The 22,923-nt window shown below is 33.9% G+C and carries 19 protein-coding genes; 11 read left to right on the top strand and 8 right to left on the bottom strand.

Going from position 1 to position 22,923, the window contains the following annotated elements; translation table 11 throughout:
* Window positions 1-3: 3 nt before the first annotated feature.
* The 4 genes from LL966_RS15965 (at window position 4) to LL966_RS15950 (ending at window position 5,815) form a co-directional block, all read left to right on the top strand.
* Window positions 4-1,665, top strand: a complete 1,662-nt coding sequence (locus LL966_RS15965) for a pyruvate dehydrogenase complex dihydrolipoamide acetyltransferase (protein WP_229354629.1) — start codon at window positions 4-6, stop codon at window positions 1,663-1,665.
* 91 nt (window positions 1,666-1,756) lie between these two features.
* Window positions 1,757-3,604: a hydrolase/aminopeptidase gene (locus tag LL966_RS15960; protein ID WP_229354628.1), complete on the top strand. Its 1,848-nt coding sequence runs from the start codon at window positions 1,757-1,759 to the stop codon at window positions 3,602-3,604.
* A 696-nt stretch (window positions 3,605-4,300) separates the two neighbouring features.
* On the top strand, window positions 4,301-4,852 hold the full coding sequence (locus LL966_RS15955; RefSeq protein WP_229354626.1) for a carboxymuconolactone decarboxylase family protein: 552 nt from the start codon (window positions 4,301-4,303) through the stop codon (window positions 4,850-4,852).
* 72 nt (window positions 4,853-4,924) lie between these two features.
* Entirely contained in the window at window positions 4,925-5,815 is an 891-nt protein-coding gene (locus LL966_RS15950; protein ID WP_229354624.1) for a helix-turn-helix domain-containing protein, read from the top strand.
* Window positions 5,816-5,886: 71 nt separating this feature from the next.
* Here LL966_RS15950 and LL966_RS15945 read toward each other — a convergent pair whose 3' ends face one another.
* Entirely contained in the window at window positions 5,887-7,128 is a 1,242-nt protein-coding gene (locus LL966_RS15945) for a glycosyltransferase family 4 protein (RefSeq protein ID WP_229354623.1), read from the bottom strand.
* Window positions 7,129-7,241: 113 nt separating this feature from the next.
* On the opposite strand from LL966_RS15945, the gene miaE reads away from it, so the two are divergent.
* On the top strand, window positions 7,242-7,823 hold the full coding sequence (miaE, locus tag LL966_RS15940; RefSeq protein WP_109191696.1) for a tRNA-(ms[2]io[6]A)-hydroxylase: 582 nt from the start codon (window positions 7,242-7,244) through the stop codon (window positions 7,821-7,823).
* Window positions 7,824-7,876: 53 nt separating this feature from the next.
* A complete protein-coding gene (locus LL966_RS15935) occupies window positions 7,877-10,636 on the top strand; it encodes an AsmA-like C-terminal region-containing protein (protein ID WP_229354622.1) in 2,760 nt (919 codons plus the stop codon).
* Between the two features lie 328 nt (window positions 10,637-10,964).
* Here the strand turns inward: LL966_RS15935 and rpmA are convergent, their stop codons facing one another.
* Window positions 10,965-11,225, bottom strand: coding sequence for a 50S ribosomal protein L27 (gene rpmA, locus LL966_RS15930; RefSeq protein ID WP_012023622.1), 261 nt, complete (start codon window positions 11,223-11,225; stop codon window positions 10,965-10,967).
* 24 nt (window positions 11,226-11,249) lie between these two features.
* A complete protein-coding gene (gene rplU, locus LL966_RS15925) occupies window positions 11,250-11,687 on the bottom strand; it encodes a 50S ribosomal protein L21 (RefSeq protein ID WP_073412831.1) in 438 nt (145 codons plus the stop codon).
* A 272-nt stretch (window positions 11,688-11,959) separates the two neighbouring features.
* Between rplU and LL966_RS15920 the strand changes: the two genes are divergently transcribed.
* A complete protein-coding gene (locus LL966_RS15920; protein ID WP_229354621.1) occupies window positions 11,960-13,282 on the top strand; it encodes a M16 family metallopeptidase in 1,323 nt (440 codons plus the stop codon).
* Between the two features lie 12 nt (window positions 13,283-13,294).
* A complete protein-coding gene (locus tag LL966_RS15915) occupies window positions 13,295-15,343 on the top strand; it encodes a M16 family metallopeptidase (RefSeq protein WP_229354620.1) in 2,049 nt (682 codons plus the stop codon).
* 175 nt (window positions 15,344-15,518) lie between these two features.
* Here LL966_RS15915 and LL966_RS15910 read toward each other — a convergent pair whose 3' ends face one another.
* Window positions 15,519-16,385, bottom strand: a complete 867-nt coding sequence (locus LL966_RS15910) for a DMT family transporter (RefSeq protein WP_229354619.1) — start codon at window positions 16,383-16,385, stop codon at window positions 15,519-15,521.
* A gap of 101 nt (window positions 16,386-16,486) precedes the next feature.
* Here LL966_RS15910 and LL966_RS15905 point away from each other — a divergent pair, with 101 nt between their 5' ends.
* Window positions 16,487-16,864: a heavy-metal-associated domain-containing protein gene (locus LL966_RS15905; protein ID WP_229354618.1), complete on the top strand. Its 378-nt coding sequence runs from the start codon at window positions 16,487-16,489 to the stop codon at window positions 16,862-16,864.
* A 54-nt stretch (window positions 16,865-16,918) separates the two neighbouring features.
* Here the strand turns inward: LL966_RS15905 and gldD are convergent, their stop codons facing one another.
* The 4 genes from gldD to mutY are packed head-to-tail and all read right to left on the bottom strand — an operon-like array spanning window position 16,919 to window position 20,323.
* Entirely contained in the window at window positions 16,919-17,479 is a 561-nt protein-coding gene (gldD, locus tag LL966_RS15900) for a gliding motility lipoprotein GldD (RefSeq protein ID WP_229354617.1), read from the bottom strand.
* A 1-nt stretch (window position 17,480) separates the two neighbouring features.
* Window positions 17,481-18,776 carry a gliding motility-associated protein GldE gene (locus LL966_RS15895; RefSeq protein WP_229354614.1) on the bottom strand — a complete coding sequence of 432 codons (1,296 nt, stop codon included), beginning with the start codon at window positions 18,774-18,776 and terminating at the stop codon, window positions 17,481-17,483.
* 24 nt (window positions 18,777-18,800) lie between these two features.
* On the bottom strand, window positions 18,801-19,241 hold the full coding sequence (locus tag LL966_RS15890; RefSeq protein ID WP_229354612.1) for a single-stranded DNA-binding protein: 441 nt from the start codon (window positions 19,239-19,241) through the stop codon (window positions 18,801-18,803).
* A 35-nt stretch (window positions 19,242-19,276) separates the two neighbouring features.
* Window positions 19,277-20,323 carry an A/G-specific adenine glycosylase gene (gene mutY / locus LL966_RS15885; RefSeq protein WP_229354610.1) on the bottom strand — a complete coding sequence of 349 codons (1,047 nt, stop codon included), beginning with the start codon at window positions 20,321-20,323 and terminating at the stop codon, window positions 19,277-19,279.
* A 140-nt stretch (window positions 20,324-20,463) separates the two neighbouring features.
* On the opposite strand from mutY, the gene LL966_RS15880 reads away from it, so the two are divergent.
* Both LL966_RS15880 and LL966_RS15875 read left to right on the top strand, forming a co-directional pair.
* Entirely contained in the window at window positions 20,464-20,754 is a 291-nt protein-coding gene (locus tag LL966_RS15880; RefSeq protein ID WP_007805026.1) for an HU family DNA-binding protein, read from the top strand.
* Window positions 20,755-21,165: 411 nt separating this feature from the next.
* On the top strand, window positions 21,166-22,710 hold the full coding sequence (locus LL966_RS15875; protein WP_229354609.1) for an Rne/Rng family ribonuclease: 1,545 nt from the start codon (window positions 21,166-21,168) through the stop codon (window positions 22,708-22,710).
* The last annotated feature ends 213 nt before the right edge of the window (window positions 22,711-22,923 follow it).

The raw sequence follows: 22,923 nt of genomic DNA, 5'->3' as shown, positions 1-22,923 counted from the left end.
ATCATGGCGATTAAAGTAACAATGCCTCGTTTGAGCGATACTATGACTGAAGGAACGGTAGCGACTTGGTTAAAAAAAGTAGGCGACAAAATTAGCGAAGGAGATATCTTAGCTGAAATTGAAACAGACAAAGCAACTATGGAGTTCGAATCTTTTAACGAAGGAACTCTTTTACATATCGGAATACAAGCTGGAGAAACTGCTCCAGTTGATTCATTATTAGCAATCATTGGTAAAGAAGGAGAAGATATTTCTGCTCTTTTAGCTGGTGGTGATGCTCCTGCTGCTAGTTCCGAAGCTTCGGAACCAAAAGCGGATGCTCCTGCTGCCGAAGCAAAAACTGAAACTGCTGCTCCTGCAAAAGCTGCAACTGAATTACCAAAAGGTGTTGTAGTTGTAACTATGCCACGTCTGAGTGATACAATGACGGAAGGTACAGTAGCTACTTGGTTGAAAAAAGTAGGCGATACTGTAGCTGAAGGTGATATTTTAGCAGAAATTGAAACAGACAAAGCGACTATGGAGTTTGAGTCTTTCAATGCTGGAACATTATTATATATCGGAATTCAAGAAGGAAGCACTGCTCCTGTTGACAGCTTATTAGCTATCATCGGACCTGCAGGAACTGATATTGCTGGAATTGCTGAAAACTATACTGCCGGAGGTGCTGCACCTGCTGCCGAAGCTTCGGGACCTGCTTCTGAAGAAACAAAAGCTGCACCTGCTGCCGAAAAAGCTCCTGAAGCTACTGCTGAAACTTCAAACGGAAGAATTTTAGCTTCACCATTAGCTAAAAAAATCGCTTCTGACAAAGGAATTTCTTTAAACCAGGTTAAAGGATCTGGAGAAAACGGACGTATTGTGAAAAGCGATATCGAAAACTTTACTCCTGCTGCACAAGGACAAGCTGCTGCTTCTGCACCTGCTGCAAAACAAGAAGCTTCTGCTCCTGCTGCTCCAAAAGTATTTGTTCCTGCTGGTGAAGTTTACACAGAAGAGATCAAAAACTCTCAAATGCGTAAAATCATTGCTAAACGTTTGGCAGAATCTTTATTTACTGCACCTCACTACAACTTAGTGATTGAAGTTAGTATGGACGAAGCTATGCAAGCAAGAGCTGCTATCAACAGCGTTCCTGATACAAAAGTATCTTTCAACGATATGGTAATTAAAGCTTGTGCTTTAGCATTGAAAAAACATCCAAAAATCAACTCTCAGTGGAAAGAAGATGCTATCATCATCAACCACCACGTAAATATTGGTGTTGCTGTAGCTGTTGAAGACGGATTGGTTGTTCCTGTATTGAAATTTACAGATGCTATGAGTTTATCTCAAATTGGCGGTTCAGTAAGAGATCTTGCTGGAAGAGCTAAAAACAAAAAATTGGGACCACAAGAAATGGAAGGAAGTACTTTTACAGTATCTAACCTTGGAATGTTTGGTATTACTGAATTCAATTCAATTATCAACCAGCCAAACTCTGCAATCCTTTCTGTAGGTGCAATTGTTGAGAAACCAGTAGTTAAAAACGGTCAAATCGTAGTTGGAAACACAATGATGTTATCATTAGCTTGTGACCACAGAACAATTGACGGTGCAACTGGCGCTCAGTTCTTACAAACATTAAAACAATACATCGAAAGCCCAGTTACAATGTTGGCGTAATCGTTGTTAATTTTATAATTAAATCCCGTCCCGAAGTTTCGGGACGGGATTTTTTGTTTAATTTTCATCCTCAAATTCAAAACCTTATAAAATGAAGAAACTAATTCTTTTAGCTTTATTTCTGACAGTAATTGCCTGCCAGAAAAAAGAGCAAACAGAAAAACTAACAGCTGTTACAGACGAACATAGCTACTCTAAACCAGAACTTGCTGTTGCAAAACATCTTGACTTGGATATAAAAGTTGATTTTGAAACACAAACAATTTCTGGTAAAGCGTCTTGGACAATTGATAACATCAGCAAAGGAAACGAAATTATTTTCGATGAAAACACTTTAAATATTACTAAAGTAACTTTAGGCGATGATGAGAAAGAAACCAAATTTGAACTGGGAAAAGATGTTGAATTTCACGGAAAACCACTTCATATAACTATCGAACCTAATACTACCAAAGTAAATATTTACTACAGCACAACTAAAGATGCAGTTTCATTGCAATGGCTTAAACCAGAACAAACGGCAGACAAAAAGAAACCGTTTTTATTCTCTCAAGGAGAAAGCATTTGGTCTCGCACTTGGATTCCGTGTCAAGACTCTCCTGGAATTCGTTTTACTTATAATGCAAAAGTTACGGTTCCTAAAGATTTATTAGCCGTTATGAGCGCTGTAAATCCGCAAAAGAAAAATGATAGTGGAGTTTACACCTTCAAACAAGACAAAGCAATTCCGTCTTATTTAATGGCAATTGCCGTTGGAGATATTGAATTTCAAGCAATCGACAACAGAACTGGTGTTTATGCAGAACCCTCTATACTGAAAAAATCAGCTTATGAATTTGCTGAACTTGGAAAAATGGTAAATGCTGCCGAAAAATTATACGGACCTTACAGATGGGGTCGTTATGATGTTCTGGTTTTACCTCCAAGCTTTCCTTACGGCGGAATGGAAAATCCCAACTTGACTTTCTTAACTCCGGGAGTAATCGCTGGAGACCGTTCATTAACAAGCTTGTTAGCACACGAACTTGGTCACAGCTGGAGCGGAAATTTAGTTACAAACGCTACATGGGATGACATTTGGCTGAATGAAGGTTTTACAACTTATGTTGAACATAGAATTGGCGAGGCAATCTTTGGAAAGAAAGAATTTGACATGCAAAATGTGATCACTAATAAAGAATTAGTTGATAATGTAGCAGAATACGGAGACACAAGTCCAGACACAAGATTAAAAGTTAGCTTGACCGGAAGAAATCCGGACGATGGAATCAGCATGATTCCTTATGTTAAAGGTTATGCTTTTTTAAGAGTTATTGAAAATGCTGTTGGCCGCGCGAAATTCGATCCGTTTATCAAAAACTATTTTGATTCTCATGCCTTCAAGTCAATTACGACAGAAGATTTCGTTAAGTATATCAATGAAAATCTTATCAAAGGTGACAAAGCTTTAGCAGCTAAAATCAAATTAGAAGACTGGATTTACAAACCTGGAATTCCATCAAATATTCTTCCAGTAAGTTCAGCGGAATTTGATGCTATAGATGGCATTCAAAAAAGCTGGAGAGAAACTGGCGTAACAGGTTTAAGTAAAAAAATCACAACTACGGCAGAAAAACAGCACTTTATAGATCATCTTCCAACTGATATTACTGTAAAAGAAATGGAAGCAATTGATAAAGAATTTAACTTTACAAAGGGCGGGAATTTTATCATTAAACGTCAATGGTTTGTTCAGGCAATTCGTCATCAATACAAAGCTGCCAATCCTGCAATTGAGCAATTTTTAATTGGAATCAGCAGAACGGGTTCTGTAATGATGCTTTACAAAGAAATGGTTAAAACTCCTGAAGGAAAAGTTTGGGCAAAACAGGTTTTTGAGAAAGCAAAATCTGGTTATCATGCTACGACTATTCAAGCAGTTGAAGGTGTTTTGAAATAAAATATTTAAGAATATAGTTTATGACAGGTTTTCCTTAAGGAAAACCTGTTTTTTTTGCGCAATATTTGTCATTTCGAGGAACGAGAAATCGCACTAGAAATTCCGCAAAACTATCAACACAATCTTGTCATTTCGAGGAACGAGAAATCTTCGCAAGTAACTCCACACTGATAATCCAATCTTTGTCGAATCCCGCGGTGATTTCTCCTTTCAGTCGAAATGACAAACTGGATGGTAAAGCCATACAAAACATTCATAATCTTTGTCGAACTTCTTACGAAGATTTCTCCTTAGTCGAAATGACAAGATTGCTGAAGAGCTTTATCGCGAACTTTGTCAAAGTTTAAAACTTTGACAAAGTTAACTACCTGTAAAATCTATCATTTTTGACAAAATAAACGAAACATTCTTATGAAAACGATTGTCCTAGCCCAGATTGAAGTGGAAAGCCCGGAGCTCAAAAGCCTTATTTTTCTTGCCAGAAAACAGCGACCAACGGAAGCTCGTTTTATGGTTTAGAAAAACAGGCTTTTGAGCGAGGACTTGAAGCGGAAAGCTGGATTAGCTCCTGAAAAAATTGAGAGGGAAAATTATCCATCACATAGCGTACATTCTCCATGTTTTAAAATCTGCAATCGTCGCAACTTTGTAATGTCAAAAGACAACAACAAATAACAACTTTAAAAATTAAATAAGATGGCACGATTAACAGCATTAAACCCAGAAGAAGTTACAGGAAAAACTAAAGATTTATTCAACGCTGTACAAGCAAAATTAGGCGTTGTTCCAAACATGATGAGAACAATGGGAAATTCTCCTGCAGTTTTGGAAGGATATCTAAACTTAAGCGGCGCATTGAGCCACGGAAAATTAAGTGCAAAAACAGGTGAATTAATTGCATTGGCAGTTTCAGAAAGCAACTCTTGTGATTACTGTTTAGCAGCTCACACTTTTATTGGAGAAAAATTGGTAAAAGCAGATCCAGCAGTTTTACATGCGGCAAGAACAGGAAATTCAACTGACACTAAAACAGAAGCGATTCTACAATTGGCTAAAATCTTAATCAGCAAAGGTGGTTTAGTAAATGATGAAGATGTAAACAAAGCGAAAAATGCAGGAGTTTCTGATGCTGAAATTGCCGAAACTATTGCACATGTAGCTCTAAATGTTCTAACCAATTACTTTAATAACGTAGCAAATACAGAAATTGATTTTCCAGCAGTTTCTAACTTAGAATTGCACAACTAATACAAACAACAAAAAACATGCAATAGAGATAGTTGTGAATTTGTTTCATGACTATCTTTATATTTTTAAAAAATGAAACAGAATATGAGCTCTCAAAATGTTTTTACTTTAATAAATCCGCAGAATGGAAATCTGGCTTTCAAAATTCTTCCTTTTGAAGACAACAGCTATTTTGATCATTTACAGCGAAACAATTATTATTCCTTAATTTGGGTCACTAAAGGAAAAGGCAAAGTAAAAGCAGATTTTGCAGAACATCATTTTGAAGAAAATTCACTTCTCGCCTTTTCTCCTTACCAACCTTTCATGCTTTGCGTAAGCGAACCAATTGAAGGTATTGCCATTCATTTTCATTCTGATTTTTATTGCATCCATATGCATCAAAAAGAGGTTTCGTGTAATGGAGTTTTATTCAACAATATCTATCAGCCTCCGTATGTTCAGGTGACAGAACAAGCGTCACAGACATTTAAAATGGTGATTGACCAAATGAAAGCTGAAATTGAAAATGCTGAATTGGCACAATATGAATTACTTATTTCTTATTTGAAGATTTTTCTGATTACCGCTTCAAGATTAAAAACAGAACAATTAGAAGAAATGAAATCGGTTCCAGATTCTAAAGAACCTGTCATTCTTCAAAACTTGAAAGATGCCATTGAACTGAATTTCAAAACCAAACATTCAGCCGGAAATTATGCTGAATTACTAAATATTTCTCCAAAAGCATTGGCTAAAATATCTAAGAATTATTTCAACAAAACCTTAACAGATTTAATTTCGGAAAGAATTATAATTGAAGCCAAAAGAGAATTGTACATGACTAACAAAACCGTCAAAGAAATCGCTTACGAACTAGGTTATGACGACGAACATTATTTCAGTCGTTTCTTTAAAACCAATGCTGATGTTTCGCCGCAAATTTATCGTGAGACTGTTGGATTTGGAAAAATGGAAGCTTAGTTTAGAGTTTTCAGTTTTCAGTCACAGTTTTCAGTAATTATAGGTCTGAAAACTGAGATTGAAAACTGAGACTATTTATTCTTCGCTTCAATCCATTTAGACATATACATAGTGCTTTTATACGCGTGATGCTGCAATAAATTTCCCATAAAATTATGAAGACGATGACTTTCAGAATCTTTTAAAAGCGAATTTACCACTGAAAGAAGTTCATTTGAATAATCGCTTTTTTGGTAACATTCATTAATGATCTTAATTCCGTTTTTTTGAGATTCTTTCCAAAGGTTCTCATCTTGATAAAGTGCAATTGCTTTTTTTGCGAAAGCTTCGGGATTATCTTCAATAAAACCATTCCAAGGCAAATCTAAATGCATAGCTTCCGAGCCTACAGAAGTTGTCACACTTGGTGTTCCACATTGCATGGCTTCTAATAATTTCCCTTTTAAACCCGCACCAAAACGAATTGGCGCCAGAACAATTCTTGCTTTTTTCACTATTTCATTAGCATCATCTGCTCTTCCCATAATAAAAAAACCATTTTTAGGCTGATGCAATTGCAATACTTTTTGTGATGGATAAGCTCCATAGACTTCTAAAATTGCTTCTGGAAATTCTTTTTTAAGAAAAGGCCAAATCGATTCTTTTAAATGCTGAACAGTATTCCAATTCGGCTCGTGAAGAAAATTTCCAATAAAAACAAAGTTCTTTCGATCTTCAAAAAATGGTAATTTTAACAGATCATCTTCTTCCATTTTATCAACCAAAAAGGGAAGATAGAACAATAATTCCTCGTCAATTCTAAAAACATCTTTTAGAATTTTCATTTCAAATTGAGAAATAATCAGAGATAAATCACACCTTAAAATACTAGCAATTTCTCTTTTTGCTACATCTTCTGATAACAAATCCAAAAATTCAAAATTTCGGTTTTCTTTGAAAGCTTTTTGCCTTGCGGTTCTCAAACAATGCAAATCTTCGGTATCTAAAATCCTAATTGCTTTTGGACAATTTTCGATAACTCTCCATCCAAATTGTTCTTCAATCATAAATCGATCAAACAAGACAAAATCTGGATTTAATTCTTTTATAAAATCATCAAAACTCGAAGAATTGAGTTCTATGCCAACTTTTTGCACTCCAGATGCCGCTAAATCAACCATAAAATCACTGTCTTGCGCGGCGCTTGCAAATGTAATTTCGAATCCATTTTCTTTGAAAATAGAAATCAACTGCATCATTCTTCCGCCCGCTGCTGAGGAATTTGGCTCAGGCCAGACAAATCCAATAATTAAAAGTTTTTTTAGCTGATTCATGGTAATTGGTTTCAACTTACAAAATAATACTTTTTTGAGCGCAATCGCACGATATTTACTGATTTTTAGCAATAAAAAACACTAATTTTGCAGGAACTAAATGCTGGGAAATTATGTTGGGATTAAAATTAGCTACAGACCCTCGCTGGGTAAATATCGTTGAGTCAAATATCGAAGAAATTTTAACAGATCACGCTTGGTGCGAACAAAAAGCAGCTTCAAACGCTATTAGCATTGTAACTTACAATTCTGAAATAGAAGAACTTGTAACAGAAATGCTTGTTATTGCCAGAGAAGAACTCGAACATTTTCAAATGGTTCACGATATTATAAAACAACGCGGACTTACTTTAGGACGCGAGCGAAAAGACCATTATGTAAATGAGCTTTTTAAATTTATGAAAAAAGACGGAAGCAGAAGAGACGCCCTTTCCGACCGTTTATTATTTTCTGCTATGATTGAAGCTCGAAGCTGTGAGCGTTTTAAAGTACTTTCTGAAAACATTCAAGATCCAGAATTAGCTAAATTTTATCGCGATTTGATGATTTCTGAAGCTGGACATTACACCACATTTTTAGGATTTGCCAGAAAATACCAAGACAATATTGACATTGATAAACGATGGAAAGAATGGATTGAATATGAGGGTTCTATTATTACCAATTATGGTAAAAGTGAAACCGTACACGGATAAATTACACTCGTTTTTTTTGACTTTATTTATATACTTTAATATTACAATTCGTTATGCAAAAAAGTAAATCCAGATCAATCGTATTTAAGATTGCGAAGTATTTCGGAATAACTTTCGCTGTTATTTTAGGATTATTATTTTTAACGCCTATCGTTTTTGAAGATCAGATTAAAGAACAGATCAAAAAAACCGCTAACGAAAGACTGAGTGCAGAATTAAATTATTCTGATGTTTCCGTTTCGTTTTTTCGTCATTTTCCATCACTGACCTTAACCTTAGACAATTTGAGTCTTAATGGTTCTGCACCGTATAAAAATGAAAAATTCATTACTGCAAAAGAGGTTTCTTTTGGTATAAATGTAGCGAGTTTAATCTTTAGCAAATCGGTAAAAATCGATCAGATTTATTTGTCTGATTCTTTCATCAATGTAAAAGTAAATCCGAATGGAGAGGCCAATTATAACATTTACAAATCACAGGAACAAGCTTCTAAATCGAAAGACAGCAGCGATACCGCTTTAAAACTGGAACGAATTGAAATTTTAAACAGTAAAATTATTTATGATGATAAGTCGACAAAAGTTCATTTTGATGCTTTTGGATTTAATTATTTAGGAAAAGGAGATTTAAACAAAGCCGTTTTCGATCTATACTCGAAAGCTAAAATTGAAAAATTAAATATTGTCTATGAAGACGAACCGTATTTAATGAATAAAAAGATTGACGCCGATTTGATTACGAAAGTAAACATCAACTCGCTTTCATTCTTTTTCCAGCAGAACAATTTAAAAATCAATCAGCTTTTAGTCGATTTTAAAGGAAAATTTGACATCTTAAAAGACGGTTACAATATGGATTTTGTTATTAAATCGGATAACAGCAAGCTGTACGACGTTTTTACCGCTTTTCCTCCAAAATACATTACTTGGCTCTCTCAAACCGAATTAAAAGGAAATACCAACCTTCTTTTTACTTTGAAAGGCAAATATATTACATCACAAAATATAGCGCCAGACTTGAATTTGGATATAAAAATAAACGACGGATTTGTCAATTATAACAAAAGTGCATTTCCTGTTTCTAACTTAAATTTAGACATTAAAACTAAAGTTCCGTCTCTAAATCCAGATTTAGTGATGGTTGCCACTAAAAATTTATCATTAAACATTAATCAAGATTATTTGAAATCGAAGTTTATTGTTGAAGGCGTAAACACTCCTAATATTAATGGAGATTTTAAAGCTAAAATTGATCTTGAAAAATTGATTAATGCTCTTGGAATTCCAGACATAAAGCTTAAAGGAAATTTAGTTAGCGATATAAAAACCAACGGAGTATTCGACCAAAAAAACAAACGTTTTCCTGTAACGTATGGTACAATCAATTTGGAAAATGGTTATTTGAAAACGCCGTATTATCCAAATCCGATTACCAATATTACTATCAAATCTAAAATTGAAAATCAAAAAGGAACTTTTCAGGATTTGAAAGTAAATCTAAAACCAACTCAATTTACTTTTGAAGGAAAACCGGTTTTTGTTGAAGCTGATCTTAGCAATTTTGACGATTTAACTTATGATGTAAAGGCAAAAGGCGAATTAGACGTCAATAAAATCTATAAAGTATTCTCTCAAAAAGGACTTGATTTAGATGGTTTTGTAAAAGCCGATTTGGTTCTGAAAGGAAAACAAAGTGATGCTGAAAAAGGAAATTACAGCAAATTGCACAATAAAGGAACTCTTGAATTGAGAAATATCGGAATTGCTTCTGAATTTCTTCCAAAGAAGTTTGTGATTAAAGAAGGAATTTTTAAAATCAATCAGGATAAAATGTCGTTCAATAATTTCCTAGCGGCCTACGGACAGTCAGATTTTAAAATGAATGGTTATCTGCAGAATGTCATTAATTACGTAACAACCAATACGGGCGTTTTAAGAGGTAGTTTTAAAGTAACTTCAAGATATATCAATATCGACGAATTTATGTCTAACGCTCCAGAAAGTACACCTGTAACTCAAAATCAAAATCCTGCTCCTAAAAAAGAAACAGGAACAAACGAAACGGGAGTAATCGTAATTCCAACAAACTTAGACTTACAACTATTAGCAAATGTTCAGAAAGTCAATTTTGATAAACTGACTTTAAATAGCGCTGTTGGAAATTTAAAGATGAACAAAGGAAAACTGACGATGCAAAACACTGGTTTTGATTTAATTGGATGCAAAGTCGACATGAACGCTAACTACCAAGCAGTAACGACTAAAAAAGCCAATTTTGACTATGCCATAAAAGCTTCTGATTTTGATATTAAAAGAGCTTACAATGAAATTGAAGTTTTCAGAAAAATGGCAAGTGCAGCAGAAAAAGCTCAGGGAATTGTTTCTTTAGATTATAAACTGAAAGGACGCTTAAACTCGAAAATGGAACCAGTTTATCCTTCACTTGTGGGAGGAGGAACCCTTTCTGTCAAAGATGTAAAAGTCCGCGGACTGAAAATGTTTAATGCTGTAAGCAAACAGACCAGTTCTGAAAAAATGAAAAATCCAGATCTTTCTAAAGTAGACATTAAAACTACAGTTAAAAACAACATCATAACTGTAGACCGTTTTAAATTTAAATTTGCTGGCTTTAGACCAAGAATTGAAGGAACAACAAGCTTAGACGGAAAACTGAACTTAAAAATGCGTTTAGGACTTCCTCCTTTTGGTCTTTTCGGAATTCCATTAACTGTTACAGGAACTCAAGATAATCCTAAAGTAAAAGTTGGTCGCAAGACTGAGGATTTGAAAGAAACTGAAGATACTGAGGAATAAAAATTTTAAATTCCAAATCTTTAAAAACTCAAAATTCCAAATTTGGACAAAACTGATCAACCTTTGTCAAAGTTTTAAACTTTGACAAAGGTTTTTTTCGCAATCTTTTCATTGCGAGGAACGAAGCAACCGCACTAACAATGACGCGCAATTGATTTAGCACTTGAGATTGCTTCGTTCCTCGCAATGACCAATCTTTGTGGAGTTACTTACGAAGATCCCTCGTTCCTCGGGATGACAAAACTGTGGCTTTCATTACTCGCAATGATAAAAACAAAAAACCCGATCATTTCTGAACGGGTTTTTTATAAAAAATAATCTTAAATTATTAAGCCTCGAAAGGAATAATAGATACATAAGATTTGTTATCTCTTTTCTTTTGGAACTTAACAACTCCAGCTACTCTTGCGTGTAGTGTGTGATCTTTACTAATGTAAACATTTTCACCTGGATTGTGTTTTGAACCTCTTTGTCTAACGATGATGTTCCCAGCAATAGCAGCTTGTCCACCATAAATCTTAACGCCTAAACGTTTTGATTCTGATTCTCTACCATTCTTCGAACTACCGACACCTTTCTTGTGAGCCATGACGTATGAGTTTAAATATTGTTATTATTCTTTAGTAGCTTCTTTTTTTGCTTTTGGAGCTGCTTTTTTTGCTTTTGGAGCTTCTACTTCTTCAGTAGCTGCTTCTTCTGCTACAACTGCTTTTTTAGCCGCTGCTTTTTTAGTTCCTCCTGCTGCAGTAATACCTTCAATTACAATTTGTGTAAGATATTGTCTGTGACCATTTCTTTTTTTGTATCCTTTTCTTCTTTTCTTTTTGAAAACGATAACTTTATCACCTTTTAAGTGTTGTAACACTTTAGCTTCTACTGAAGCACCTTCTATAGCTGGGGCGCCTAAAGTTACATTTCCGTTATCATCTAATAAAAGAACTTTGTCAAAAGAAACTTTTGAACCTTCTTCATTAGCTAAACGGTGAACATAAACCTTTAAGTCTTTGCTTACTTTAAATTGTTGCCCTGCTATCTCTACGATTGCATACATACCAAATTGATTTATTGATTTTTAAGGTTGCAAATATACAACTAAAAATTTACTGTGCAATCCTTAAAAGCAAAAATATTTGATTCGCAAAAAACACTGTATATCAAGCACTTTTACAGTCAAAATTCATTTTATTTAAAGTAAAAGATTGTTAAAATACTATCTAATTACAAACAAACTGTAATTGATAATTAAAAAAAACTATTTTTGATGTAACTAAAATCAACTCTGGTCTACCTACTCTTGTTTGATATATAAAATTATTAATCTTTATGAAAAAATCAATAATGATGTTAAGTGCTGCATTAATGCTTGGCGGAGTAGCTCATGCTCAAAAAGTAGCTTTTGAAGAATACAATTTAGACAACGGCCTACATGTCATTCTGCACAATGATCCTTCTGCTCCAGTTGTTATTACATCTGTAATGTACCATGTTGGTTCAAAAGACGAACGCCCTGACAGAACTGGATTTGCTCACTTTTTTGAGCATCTATTATTCGAAGGAACTCAAAACATCAAACGCGGAGAATGGATGAAAATCGTTACCGCTAATGGAGGAGTAAATAATGCCAACACTTCTGATGACAGAACATATTATTACGAAGTTTTTCCTTCTAACAGCTTAGAACTTGGTTTATGGATGGAATCGGAAAGATTAATGCATCCTATTATTAATAAAATTGGTGTTGACACTCAAAACGAAGTTGTTAAGGAGGAGAAAAGAATGCGTTATGACAATCAGCCTTACGGAAACATTCTTTCAGAGGTTAAAAAGAATATGTTCAAAAAACATCCTTATAGATGGACTACAATTGGTTCAATGAAAGATTTGGATGCTGCAACTTTAGAAGAATTTCAAGCTTTCAATAAAAAATTCTATACTCCAAACAATGCCGTTTTGGTTGTTGCAGGAGATTTTGAAAAAACTAAAACTAAAGAATGGATTCAGAAATATTTTGGACCAATTCCTAAAGGTGAAGAAGTTAAAAAACAAACCTTTACAGAAGATCCAATTACACAGCCTATTAAAGCTACTTATGAAGATCCAAATATTCAAATCCCGATGGTTGTGGCTTCGTACAGAACACCTTCTATGAAAACTAGAGATGCTAGAGTTTTAGATTTGATTTCTTCTTATTTAAGCGATGGCAAAAGTTCTAAACTTTACAAAAAGATTGTTGACGATAAAAAAATGGCATTGCAGATCGGCGCGGTAGGTTTTAGCCAAGAAGATTACGGAACCTATATATTATATGGTTTGCCAATGGCACCGAACACAACTGCCGATATCTTAAAAGAAATGGACGAAGAGATTGTAAAAATTCAAACCGACTTAATTTCTGAAAAAGATTATGAAAAACTACAAAACAAATTCGATAATAATTATGTAAATGCCAATTCAAGTGTAGAAGGAATTGCTGAAAATCTTGCTTCTTATTATTTACTTTATGGCGACGTTAACTTAATCAATACTGAGATAGATATTTATCATTCTATTACGAGAGAAGAAATTAGAGAAGTTGCCAAGAAATATTTAAATCCGAATCAACGCTTAATTTTAGATTACATTCCTACGCCTAAATCTCAAAACTAAGAATATCGAATCATGAAAACAATATATACTTTTTTAATCCTTTTATTCGTAACTGGTATCATGCAAGCACAAGATCGTCCACAACCCAAACCAGGAAACGCCCCAGTAGTCAACATCAAAAAACCGCAGACTTTTGTTTTATCCAATGGAATGAAGGTTTTAGTTGTTGAAAACCATAAATTACCTAGAGTAAGCTTTACCCTTACTTTAGACAATGCGCCATTTACCGAGGGCAATAAAAAAGGGGTTGACGAATTAACAAGCAGCTTAATCGGAAACGGAAGCAAAAAAACAACCAAAGAAGCCTTTAATGAAGAAATTGATTTCTACGGAGCTAACATCAACTTTACTTCGCAAGGTGCCTATGCAAGTGCATTATCAAAATATTCTGGACGTGTTTTAGAACTTTTAGCCGAAGGAGCTTTACAGCCAAATTTTAGTCAAACAGAATTTGACAAAGAGAAAGCAAAACTTTTAGAAGGCCTTAAAGCCGACGAAAAAAGCGTTCCAGCTATCTCAAACAGAGTCGTAGATGTTTTAGCTTTTGGAAAAAACCATCCAACGGGAGAATATCTTTCGGAAGAAACTGTAAAAAACGTAACATTAGAAGACGTTCAAAACAATTACAAAACATATTTTGTTCCAGAAAATGCTTATTTAGTAGTTATTGGCGATGTTAAATTTAAGGAAGTAAAAAACGCTGTTGAAAAATTATTCAACGGATGGAAAAAACAAGTTGCTCCAAAAAACACCTATCCTGATCCTACAAATGTTTCTAAGTTACAGATCGATTTTGTAGACGTTCCAAATGCAGTTCAATCTGAAATCTCACTAGTAAATACGGTTAATTTAAAAATGAGCGATCCTGATTTTTTTCCTGCCGTAATTGCAAATCAGATTTTGGGTGGAGATTTCAATAGTTACTTAAACATGAATTTACGCGAGCAGCACGCTTGGACTTATGGCGCAAACTCAAGCATTGGAAGCGGAAAATACGTAACCAAATTTAAAGCCTCTTCTGCCGTTAGAAATACGGTTACAGATAGTGCTGTTGTTCAATTTATAAAGGAAATCAAACGCATTCGTACAGAAAGAGTTGATCCTGAAGTTTTACGAAATGTAAAAGCAGGTTATATCGGAAGATTTGTAATGCAGGTTGAAAAGCCTCAAGCTGTGGCTCGTTATGCCTTAAACATTGAAACGGAAAAACTTCCGGCTGACTTCTACGAAAAATACATTCAGACTATTAATAATGTTACTGCCGACGATATTTACCGTGTTGCCAACAAGTATTTCTTGTTAGACAATATGAGAATTGTAATTGTTGGAAAAGGCTCTGATGTTCTTACTAGTTTAGAAAAACTTCAAATCCCAATTTCTTATTTCGACAAATTCGGAAATCCAGTTGAAAAACCTTCTACAAAAAAAGAAGCTCCAAAAGAGATTACCGCAAAAACGGTTTTTGAAAATTACATCAAAGCAATTGGTGGAGAAAAAGCGGTTACTGCTGTTAAAACACTTTACATGGAAGGTTCAACAACTATTCCGCAAGCTCCTACCCCATTGACTTTTACATCTAAATTAGATTCAAAAGGGAAAATGATGGTTTCTCTTTCTATGGGAACTATGAATTTAATGAAACAAGTTGTAAATGAAAAAGGCGCTTATGTAGAGCAACAAGGACAAAGAAAAAACCTTGAAGGTGCCGATTTGGCCGAAATGAAAGCAAACGCAGCTCCTTTTGAGGAATTACAGCTTGTTAAAAGAACTGATCTGAAAGTAGAAGGAATTGAACCAATTAACGGAAGTGATGCTTATGTAATTAAAGACGGTAAAACCACTTATTATTACGACGTTAAATCTGGTTTAAAAACAGCAGAATCTAAAGTTCGCGAACAAGGCGGAAAATCTGCAACACAAATAACTAATTTTGGAGATTACAAAGAAGTAAAAGGCATTAAAGTTCCTTTTAATTTAGTTCAGAATGTTGGTTTCGAATTGGATATTAAAATGTCTGATATCAAAATTAATGAAGGAGTTTCTGAGAAAGATTTTCTTTAAAAGATGCAAATATACTAAGGTACTGAGGTTCTAAGATTTTAAGAGCTTTGTCAAAGTTTAAAACTTTGACAAAGCTTTTTTTATATCTATTAAATTTTGTCAGACTGAGCGAAGTCGAAGTTCCGTTCCAATTAGCGCGCCCTTCGACTTCGCTCAGGGTGACAAGCATTAAGCCTTATTTCTTTGCAGACAAATAAACTCCTATTAAAATAATAAAAGCGCCCACAGATTGAATTGGCGATAGCATTTCATTATCTAATAATCCCCAAAAGAATGCGACGATAGGAATTAAATAGGTTACAGATGTTGCAAATACAGGAGAAGACATTTGAATTAATTTAAAGAAAACGACATTTGCAATTCCCGTTCCTAAAACTCCCAAAATCATTACAAATAATATCGAATGCTGTGTTTCTTGAAAATGAAAAGTTTGACTAATATTTGTCGTACTTAAAATAATTAAAGCAGGCAAAAACAAAACCGCAAAATTTCCTGTTGTAATGCTAAGCGAATTTAAATCGTGTAAATATTTTTTAATCAGATTGACATTGATTGCATAACTAAGCGTTGCAATTACAACCAAAAGAACATAGATATAATTTTGACTTCCAGAAGCTGAATCGCCACTTAAAACCAAAAGCAAACAGCCAATCAAACCAACAAAAACACCAAATACTTGGCGTTTTTGAAACTGAATCCCAAAAGCTACAATTCCTAAAACCAATGTATTTAATGGCGTGAGCGAGTTTAAAATTGCTACAATTGAACTATCAACTTGCGTCTCTGCTATCGCAAAAAGATAAGCCGGCATAAAAGTTCCAAAAAATGAAGTTATTGCAACAAATTTCCATTGACGACGCGAAATTTTTCGAAGGCTTTTGAATCCTACAATTAACAAAAACAATGCAGCAAAAATAATTCGAAATGATCCGACCTGAATAGCAGTCAAACCTACTAATCCTTTTTTTATAAGAATAAAGGAACTTCCCCAAATAAGAGAAAGAATAGCTAGATATATCCACTTTAACTGTTTTGTTTCCATAAATCGTACTTTACTGCAAATTTGTAATTATTTTACGAACTGACCGCTCTCTTTTTACTAATTTTGCAAGAAAGTAATTCGCAATCTAAAATTCATATATAATGAAAATTTCAAAAATCTTAATCTCTGCCACAATCGCTGGTTTAGTATTTGTTGGATGTAAAAAAGAAGAAGACAAAAGCCTTCAAGTTGTAAATGCAGAAAAAAGTGCTCCAAAAGAACACAAAACAATCGCTGCTGAAAATCTTCAAACAGCAAGCTTTCAAATAGAGGGAATGACTTGCGCTGTTGGATGTGCAAAAACAATCGAAGAAGAATTAGCCAATCTTGACGGAGTTGATAAAGCAACTGTAGATTTTGATAAAAAAACGGCCACAGTAAGTTTTGACAAAACCATCCAAAACCCAGAATCTTTAACAAAAGTTGTCCAAGAAACGGGAGATGGAAAAACATATAAAGTTTCGAATTTTAAATCTTAACTTGAGATTAAACAATAAAAAAAGGATTCAAATTGAATCCTTTTTTTATTTCTTTTATTTCCATTTCAATGTCTCCATCAAACGCTGCATATCATTTTTAACATAACTTGCTGCAGGCATAATAGAATCAAAGTTAGGTTTTGCATAAAAATACACAGAACCTATCAAAAAGTGTTTTGTACTGTCAGTAACGTAAAACTGCGAATTTGTTGCCGCGTTTCCGTCTACTTGATAAAACATTCCGTAAACCTTTTTTTGCGGGTTTAAATACGGTTGTTCTAAAATATCATCTGCTTTAATTACATGTTCATAAGTCAGCTTTTGAGCATCTCTCAATAACTTATCAATGTTATTATTTACAGGTTTATAAGTCAAGTAAATTGTAGCTTTCATTTTAGGATACGTAATCGCAAAACCACATTCTTTTTCTCCTTTAATAATTGCATCTTCATTAATTTCGAAAGCAAAGGGACAATTGTTTTCAAAATTTACATATTTTGCTTCTGGATAATCCAACCGAAGAAAACTTGCCGGTTTTGGCAAAACATCGTTTTTACAGCTTATAACTGTTAGTGCAAGCAAAATTGCAGTTATTGAAAGTATTCTGTTTAACATTTTAATTTATGGTTACTTTTATTTGTTTTACTCGCTTTTTGTCAACTGTTTCAATGGTGAAAATACAGTTTTCAAAAGGTACTTTTTGATCTTTTTTCGGAAAATTTCCTAAAATTTCTAGAATAAATCCAGCCAATGTTTCTGCTTCTCCTTTGTTAGATTCGAAAGTATCTTCATCAACATCTACAATTCTGTAAAAATCTTTTAGATTTATTTTTCCTTCAAAAAGAAAATTATTCTCATCAATCTGTGAAAAGTTCAGATTTTCATCATCAAACTCATCGCTAATATCTCCTACTATCTCTTCAATTACATCTTCCAAAGAAACCAATCCTGAAGTTCCCCCATATTCATCTACAACAATTGCCAAATGACTTTTCAAACTCTGAAAATCTTTTAACAGATTGTCTAATTTCTTATTTTCAGGAACAAAGAAAACTTCTCTAATTAAAGATGCCCAATCAAATTCTTCTTTATCAATATGAGGCAATAAATCTTTTACGAAAAGCACGCCTTCAATCTGATCAATATTATCGCGATAAACTGGAATTCGAGAAAATCCAGTTTCAATTATTTTGGGATAAATTTCCGCAAACGTTTCTGATATTTCTAATGCAAAAATATCAATTCTTGGGCTCATTACCTGTTTTGTATCTGTATTTCCAAAAGAAACAATTCCTTCCAGAATTTTTTGTTCTTCAGTAGAAGTCCCTTCAGAATCAGTTAATTCCAAAGCCTGCGACAGCTGATTGATTGAAAAGTTATTCTTTTGTTTTCCTAATTTATGTTGCAAATATATAGTAAGCGCCCTCATTGGCAAGCTTATTGGCGAAAGCACTTTATCTAAAAACGCCAGCGGATAAGCAACTCCCTTTGCAAAACGGACACTGTTACGGTTTGCATAAACTTTTGGAAGTACTTCGCCAAATAACAAAATTAAAAAAGTAACTAAAATTACTTCAAACGTAAATTTGAGAGCCGCAGAACTAACATTAGCAAAAATATTGGGCCCCATGTAAGCAAACAAAATAACAACACCAATGTTGAAAAAATTATTAGCAACCAGCAAAGTGGCTAGAAGTTTTTTGGGTTTATCTAATAAATTGGAAATAATTCTGCCTTTAGCAAGATTTTCGTTTAAAGTGTCCTCTATATCTTTTTGTGATAAAGAAAAAAGAGCAACTTCAGCACCAGAAACTATCGCTGAAAGAAATAACAAAATGAAGATTGCGACGAAACCAATTATAAGATTACCGTCAAAATTTGTAGTAAAAAGTAAACTGGGCTCCGGGTCCAAATTGCATAAAATTAGTTAAACATCTTAGAAAGGCAAATCATTAATAGGAAGCCCTTCATTTGCAGCATCAAAGTTAGTGTTTTTTACTGACTCTGTATCTTGATTTTGTTTTGTATGTGCAGTTTCTTTTTTGGTAGTCAGGAAAGTAAACTCTGTAACTTGAATTTCTGTAGTATATTTCGTTGTACCATCTTCAGCCTGCCATTGACGAGATTTTATTCTTCCTTCCACATATATTTTATCTCCTTTAGAAAGATATTTTTCGCAGATTTCTGCCGCTTTATTGCGAACAACCAAATTATGCCATTCTGTTGAAGTAATCTTTTCGTTGGTTGTTTTATTTATATAAACTTCATTAGTTGCCAGCTGAAAGCGTCCGATACAGTTTCCTCCATCAAAATAATGCATCTTTACATCATCTCCTAAATGGCCAATAAGCATCACTTTATTTAATGTTCCGTTCATAGTTTAGGTGGTATTTCTACCAAAGATACATTTTTTTAGCAATTTATTTCTTGCTTTTCTATAAAATTATAAATCACAATCGGGAAAGGAAAAGTTTTTAATTTTTCGGCATCAATTCCATTTTCAATTTTTTCTTTGACCTTAATTTTCCAGAACTGTATATGAAGATGCTGGTGCGAAAGTTTATGTACTACAGTCGATTTATTAAAATCTTCTATACCTATAATAGTATAAGAAGGGAAAAATTCTTCTTTTGCCTTTTTTGCAACCAAATCAAAATCAACTATTGATTCTGTTTCTAAAAGAGGAAATTCATATAAATTATGCCAAATTCCTTTTGCCGTTCTTTTTTGAAGTACTGTATTTCCTAAAACATCTTCCAAAATCAGATAATTAAAAAAACGATTGGTCACTTTTACCTTTTTAGATTTTACAGGAAGCATATTCACTTTTCCTTTTTGCAATGCGGCACAGCTTGCGTTAAAATCACAGACAGAACAATCTGGACTTTTGGGCACACACTGCAAGGCGCCAAATTCCATTATGGCCTGATTAAAAATCGCAGGATTATCTTTTGGCATTAATTCTTGTGCCAAAGCAGCAAATTCTTTTTTAGTTGCCGGAAGCGCAATATCTGACTCAATATCAAAATAACGAGATAAGACACGGAATACATTTCCGTCTACAACTGGAACCGATTCATTATAAGAAAAAGAAGCAATTGCCGCCGCTGTATAGTCACCCACTCCCTTAAGTTTCAAAAGTTCTTTGTACGAATCAGGAAAAACTCCATTCAAATCATTACTGATATATTGAGCTGTTTTATGAAGATTACGGGCTCTTGAATAATAGCCTAAACCCTGCCAAAGTTTCAAAACCTTCTCTTCTGAGGCGTCTGCCAAATGTTTTACAGTAGGAAATTCCTTAGTAAAAGAGAAAAAATAAGGCATTCCTTGCGCAACTCTTGTCTGTTGAAGCATAATTTCTGAGAGCCAAATCTGGTACGGATCGACCGTTTTTCGCCACGGTAAATCACGCTTGTTTCGTAAATACCATTTTATCAATATGTTATGAAAATCCATTGCAAAATACTTAGAATACAAAAGTAAATGTTTATGTAATTAAAATTTAACGAATTAGCTTGATTAATTATTTTTTTAATTCCTATATTTGCAAACTCAAAAAAATAGTACACCATTTATAAAATAAAATAGGAAAGAAAATGACGAAAGCAGACATCGTAGCGAAAATTTCAGAGAAACTAGGTCTTGAAAAAGGAGACGTTCAAGCAACAGTTGAAACTTTTATGGAAGAAGTTAAAACTTCTTTAGAAACTGGAGACAATGTTTACCTTAGAGGTTTTGGTAGTTTTATCGTAAAAACTAGAGCTGAAAAGACTGGAAGAAACATTTCTAAAAACACTACAATTAAGATTCCAGCACACAACATTCCTGCGTTTAAACCTGCAAAAGTTTTTGTAGAAGGAGTTAAGACAAACAACGAAGCAAAATAATATTAATTAACATAAATCAGACACGATATGCCAAGTGGTAAAAAAAGAAAGAGACATAAGGTAGCGACTCACAAACGTAAAAAAAGAGCGAGAGCTAACCGTCACAAAAAGAAAAAGTAGTTTTAAACTACTTTTTTCTTTTTAAAAGTTCATTGAAATTTGGGAAATTTCAAAAATTCCAAAAAAGAAAATCCAAAATCCAAAAATTAAGAAATCAACACTGATTTCGATTGGAATTTGGAATTTAAAAATTGAAATTTAAATTTTCCCTCCGGGTTAATACCTGTTAAAAATATTGTTTAATCCATCCTTGTAGAAGTTGATGATTTTTGGTTTTTGGTTTTTGGTTTTGTACACCAAACAACTATCAACAGACAACCGACAACCTATTCACGGATAAAAATTTACAGTGTGAATAAAGAATTAATCATTAGATCTAGTTCTGAAGCCGTAGATTTTGCCTTATTAAAAGATGGAAAACTAATTGAATTACACAAAGAAGAAGAGAAAAGCAACTTTCAGGTTGGTGATATTTTTATTGCCAAAATCAGAAAACCAGTTGCGGGACTTAATGCTGCTTTTGTAAACGTAGGCTTCGAAAAAGATGCCTTTTTACATTATCATGATCTAGGTCCAAACTTAGCTTCTCAGCTGAAATTCATAAAACTTGTAAGCGCAGGTAAATTAAAAGATTTCTCCCTAAAAACCTTTCAGTTTGAAAAAGAGATTGACAAAGATGGCATCATTACTGATATTTTAAGTGCCAATCAATCTGTTTTAGTTCAAGTAGTTAAAGAACCTATATCGACCAAAGGTCCAAGAATAAGTGCTGAGCTTTCTCTTGCCGGAAGATTTATCGTTCTAGTTCCTTTTTCTGATCGTGTTTCTATTTCTCAAAAAATAGAAGACAAAAAAGAAAAGGATCGTCTAAAAAAACTTGTTCTATCGATCAAACCTAAAGGATTTGGTGTTATTGTTCGCACAGTAGCCGAAGGCAAAAACGTAGCCGAATTAGAAAAAGATTTGCAGAACCTGCTTGGCAGATGGTCTGCAATGTGTAAAAAATTACCAACTGCTCATCATCCATCAAAAGTATTAGGAGAGCTTAATAGAGCTTCTTCAATATTAAGAGATGTATTCAATGATACCTTCAGCGGTATTCAAATAGATGATGAAGAGTTGTTCCACCAAACGAAGGAATATCTGCAAGAAATTGCACCTTCGAAACAATCGATTGTTAAGTTTTATCAATCAAATGACACCCCCATTTTCGAGAAATACAATATAGAGAGACAAATCAAAACTTCATTTGGAAGAACTGTTTCCATGAGTAAAGGTGCTTATCTTATCATTGAACATACTGAAGCGCTGCACGTTATAGACGTAAACAGCGGTAACCGTTCAAACAAAGCAACCAACCAGGAAGATACGGCCATGGAAGTAAATATGATTGCCGCAGCAGAAATCGCAAGACAGTTACGTCTTCGAGATATGGGCGGAATTATAGTGGTTGATTTTATCGATATGTCTAATCCTGAAAACAGGAAAGTTTTGTTCGACTTCTTGCGAGAAGAAATGAGCGACGATAAAGCAAAGCATAAAATATTACCGCCGAGTAAGTTTGGTTTAGTCCAGATTACCAGACAGCGAGTAAGACCAGAAGTTAATATAAAAACTAGAGAAGAAGATCCAAATAAAGTTAATGGTGAAATTGAAGCACCAATATTAATAATTGACAAGATCACCTCTGATTTAGAAAGACTTTTAAAAACCCACAATAAAGTTGTGCTTAATACACATCCGTTTGTGGCTGCATACCTCAGCAAAGGTTTTCCATCATTACGTTCAAAATGGTTTTTTGAACATAAGAAATGGGTGAAAATCATACCTCGTGACGCTTACACGTACTTAGAATACCATTTCTATGATAAAAAAGGAAATGTTATTTCAGAATAAAAAAACAAAACCGCCTTTCGTGAGATTGGCGGTTTTTTTGTGTCTTTTTTTTCGCCACGAATTACACGAATTTGCACGAATTAATTTGTGTCAATTGGTGTAATTCGTGGCGGAAATTTATGTTCAAAAACTATATTTAAAAAGTAATTTGAATACTAATATCACCCTGAGCGTAGTCGAAGTTCACTCCAATTGACACGTGGGCTTCGACTA

The sequence above is a fragment of the Flavobacterium chungbukense genome (assembly GCF_020805785.1).
GTDB classification, from domain to species: Bacteria; Bacteroidota; Bacteroidia; order Flavobacteriales; family Flavobacteriaceae; genus Flavobacterium; species Flavobacterium chungbukense.
The sequence above is the reverse complement of the archived record's forward strand: the minus strand, read 5'-3'. Positions and strand labels throughout refer to the sequence as shown.

Bases quoted from the DNA above. Each gene is read 5' to 3' on its own strand.
- LL966_RS15950 (WP_229354624.1), top strand. From the start codon at position 4,925: ATGAAACAGAATATGAGCTCTCAAAATGTTTTTACTTTAATAAATCCG.
- LL966_RS15905 (WP_229354618.1), top strand. From the start codon at position 16,487: ATGAAAATTTCAAAAATCTTAATCTCTGCCACAATCGCTGGTTTAGTA.
- LL966_RS15880 (WP_007805026.1), top strand. From the start codon at position 20,464: ATGACGAAAGCAGACATCGTAGCGAAAATTTCAGAGAAACTAGGTCTT.
- mutY (WP_229354610.1), bottom strand. From the start codon at position 20,323: ATGGATTTTCATAACATATTGATAAAATGGTATTTACGAAACAAGCGT.
- rpmA (WP_012023622.1), bottom strand. From the start codon at position 11,225: ATGGCTCACAAGAAAGGTGTCGGTAGTTCGAAGAATGGTAGAGAATCA.
- LL966_RS15915 (WP_229354620.1), top strand. From the start codon at position 13,295: ATGAAAACAATATATACTTTTTTAATCCTTTTATTCGTAACTGGTATC.
- LL966_RS15955 (WP_229354626.1), top strand. From the start codon at position 4,301: ATGGCACGATTAACAGCATTAAACCCAGAAGAAGTTACAGGAAAAACT.
- miaE (WP_109191696.1), top strand. From the start codon at position 7,242: ATGTTGGGATTAAAATTAGCTACAGACCCTCGCTGGGTAAATATCGTT.
- LL966_RS15920 (WP_229354621.1), top strand. From the start codon at position 11,960: ATGAAAAAATCAATAATGATGTTAAGTGCTGCATTAATGCTTGGCGGA.
- LL966_RS15935 (WP_229354622.1), top strand. From the start codon at position 7,877: ATGCAAAAAAGTAAATCCAGATCAATCGTATTTAAGATTGCGAAGTAT.
- LL966_RS15910 (WP_229354619.1), bottom strand. From the start codon at position 16,385: ATGGAAACAAAACAGTTAAAGTGGATATATCTAGCTATTCTTTCTCTT.
- LL966_RS15945 (WP_229354623.1), bottom strand. From the start codon at position 7,128: ATGAATCAGCTAAAAAAACTTTTAATTATTGGATTTGTCTGGCCTGAG.
- rplU (WP_073412831.1), bottom strand. From the start codon at position 11,687: ATGTATGCAATCGTAGAGATAGCAGGGCAACAATTTAAAGTAAGCAAA.
- LL966_RS15965 (WP_229354629.1), top strand. From the start codon at position 4: ATGGCGATTAAAGTAACAATGCCTCGTTTGAGCGATACTATGACTGAA.
- LL966_RS15960 (WP_229354628.1), top strand. From the start codon at position 1,757: ATGAAGAAACTAATTCTTTTAGCTTTATTTCTGACAGTAATTGCCTGC.
- gldD (WP_229354617.1), bottom strand. From the start codon at position 17,479: ATGTTAAACAGAATACTTTCAATAACTGCAATTTTGCTTGCACTAACA.
- LL966_RS15890 (WP_229354612.1), bottom strand. From the start codon at position 19,241: ATGAACGGAACATTAAATAAAGTGATGCTTATTGGCCATTTAGGAGAT.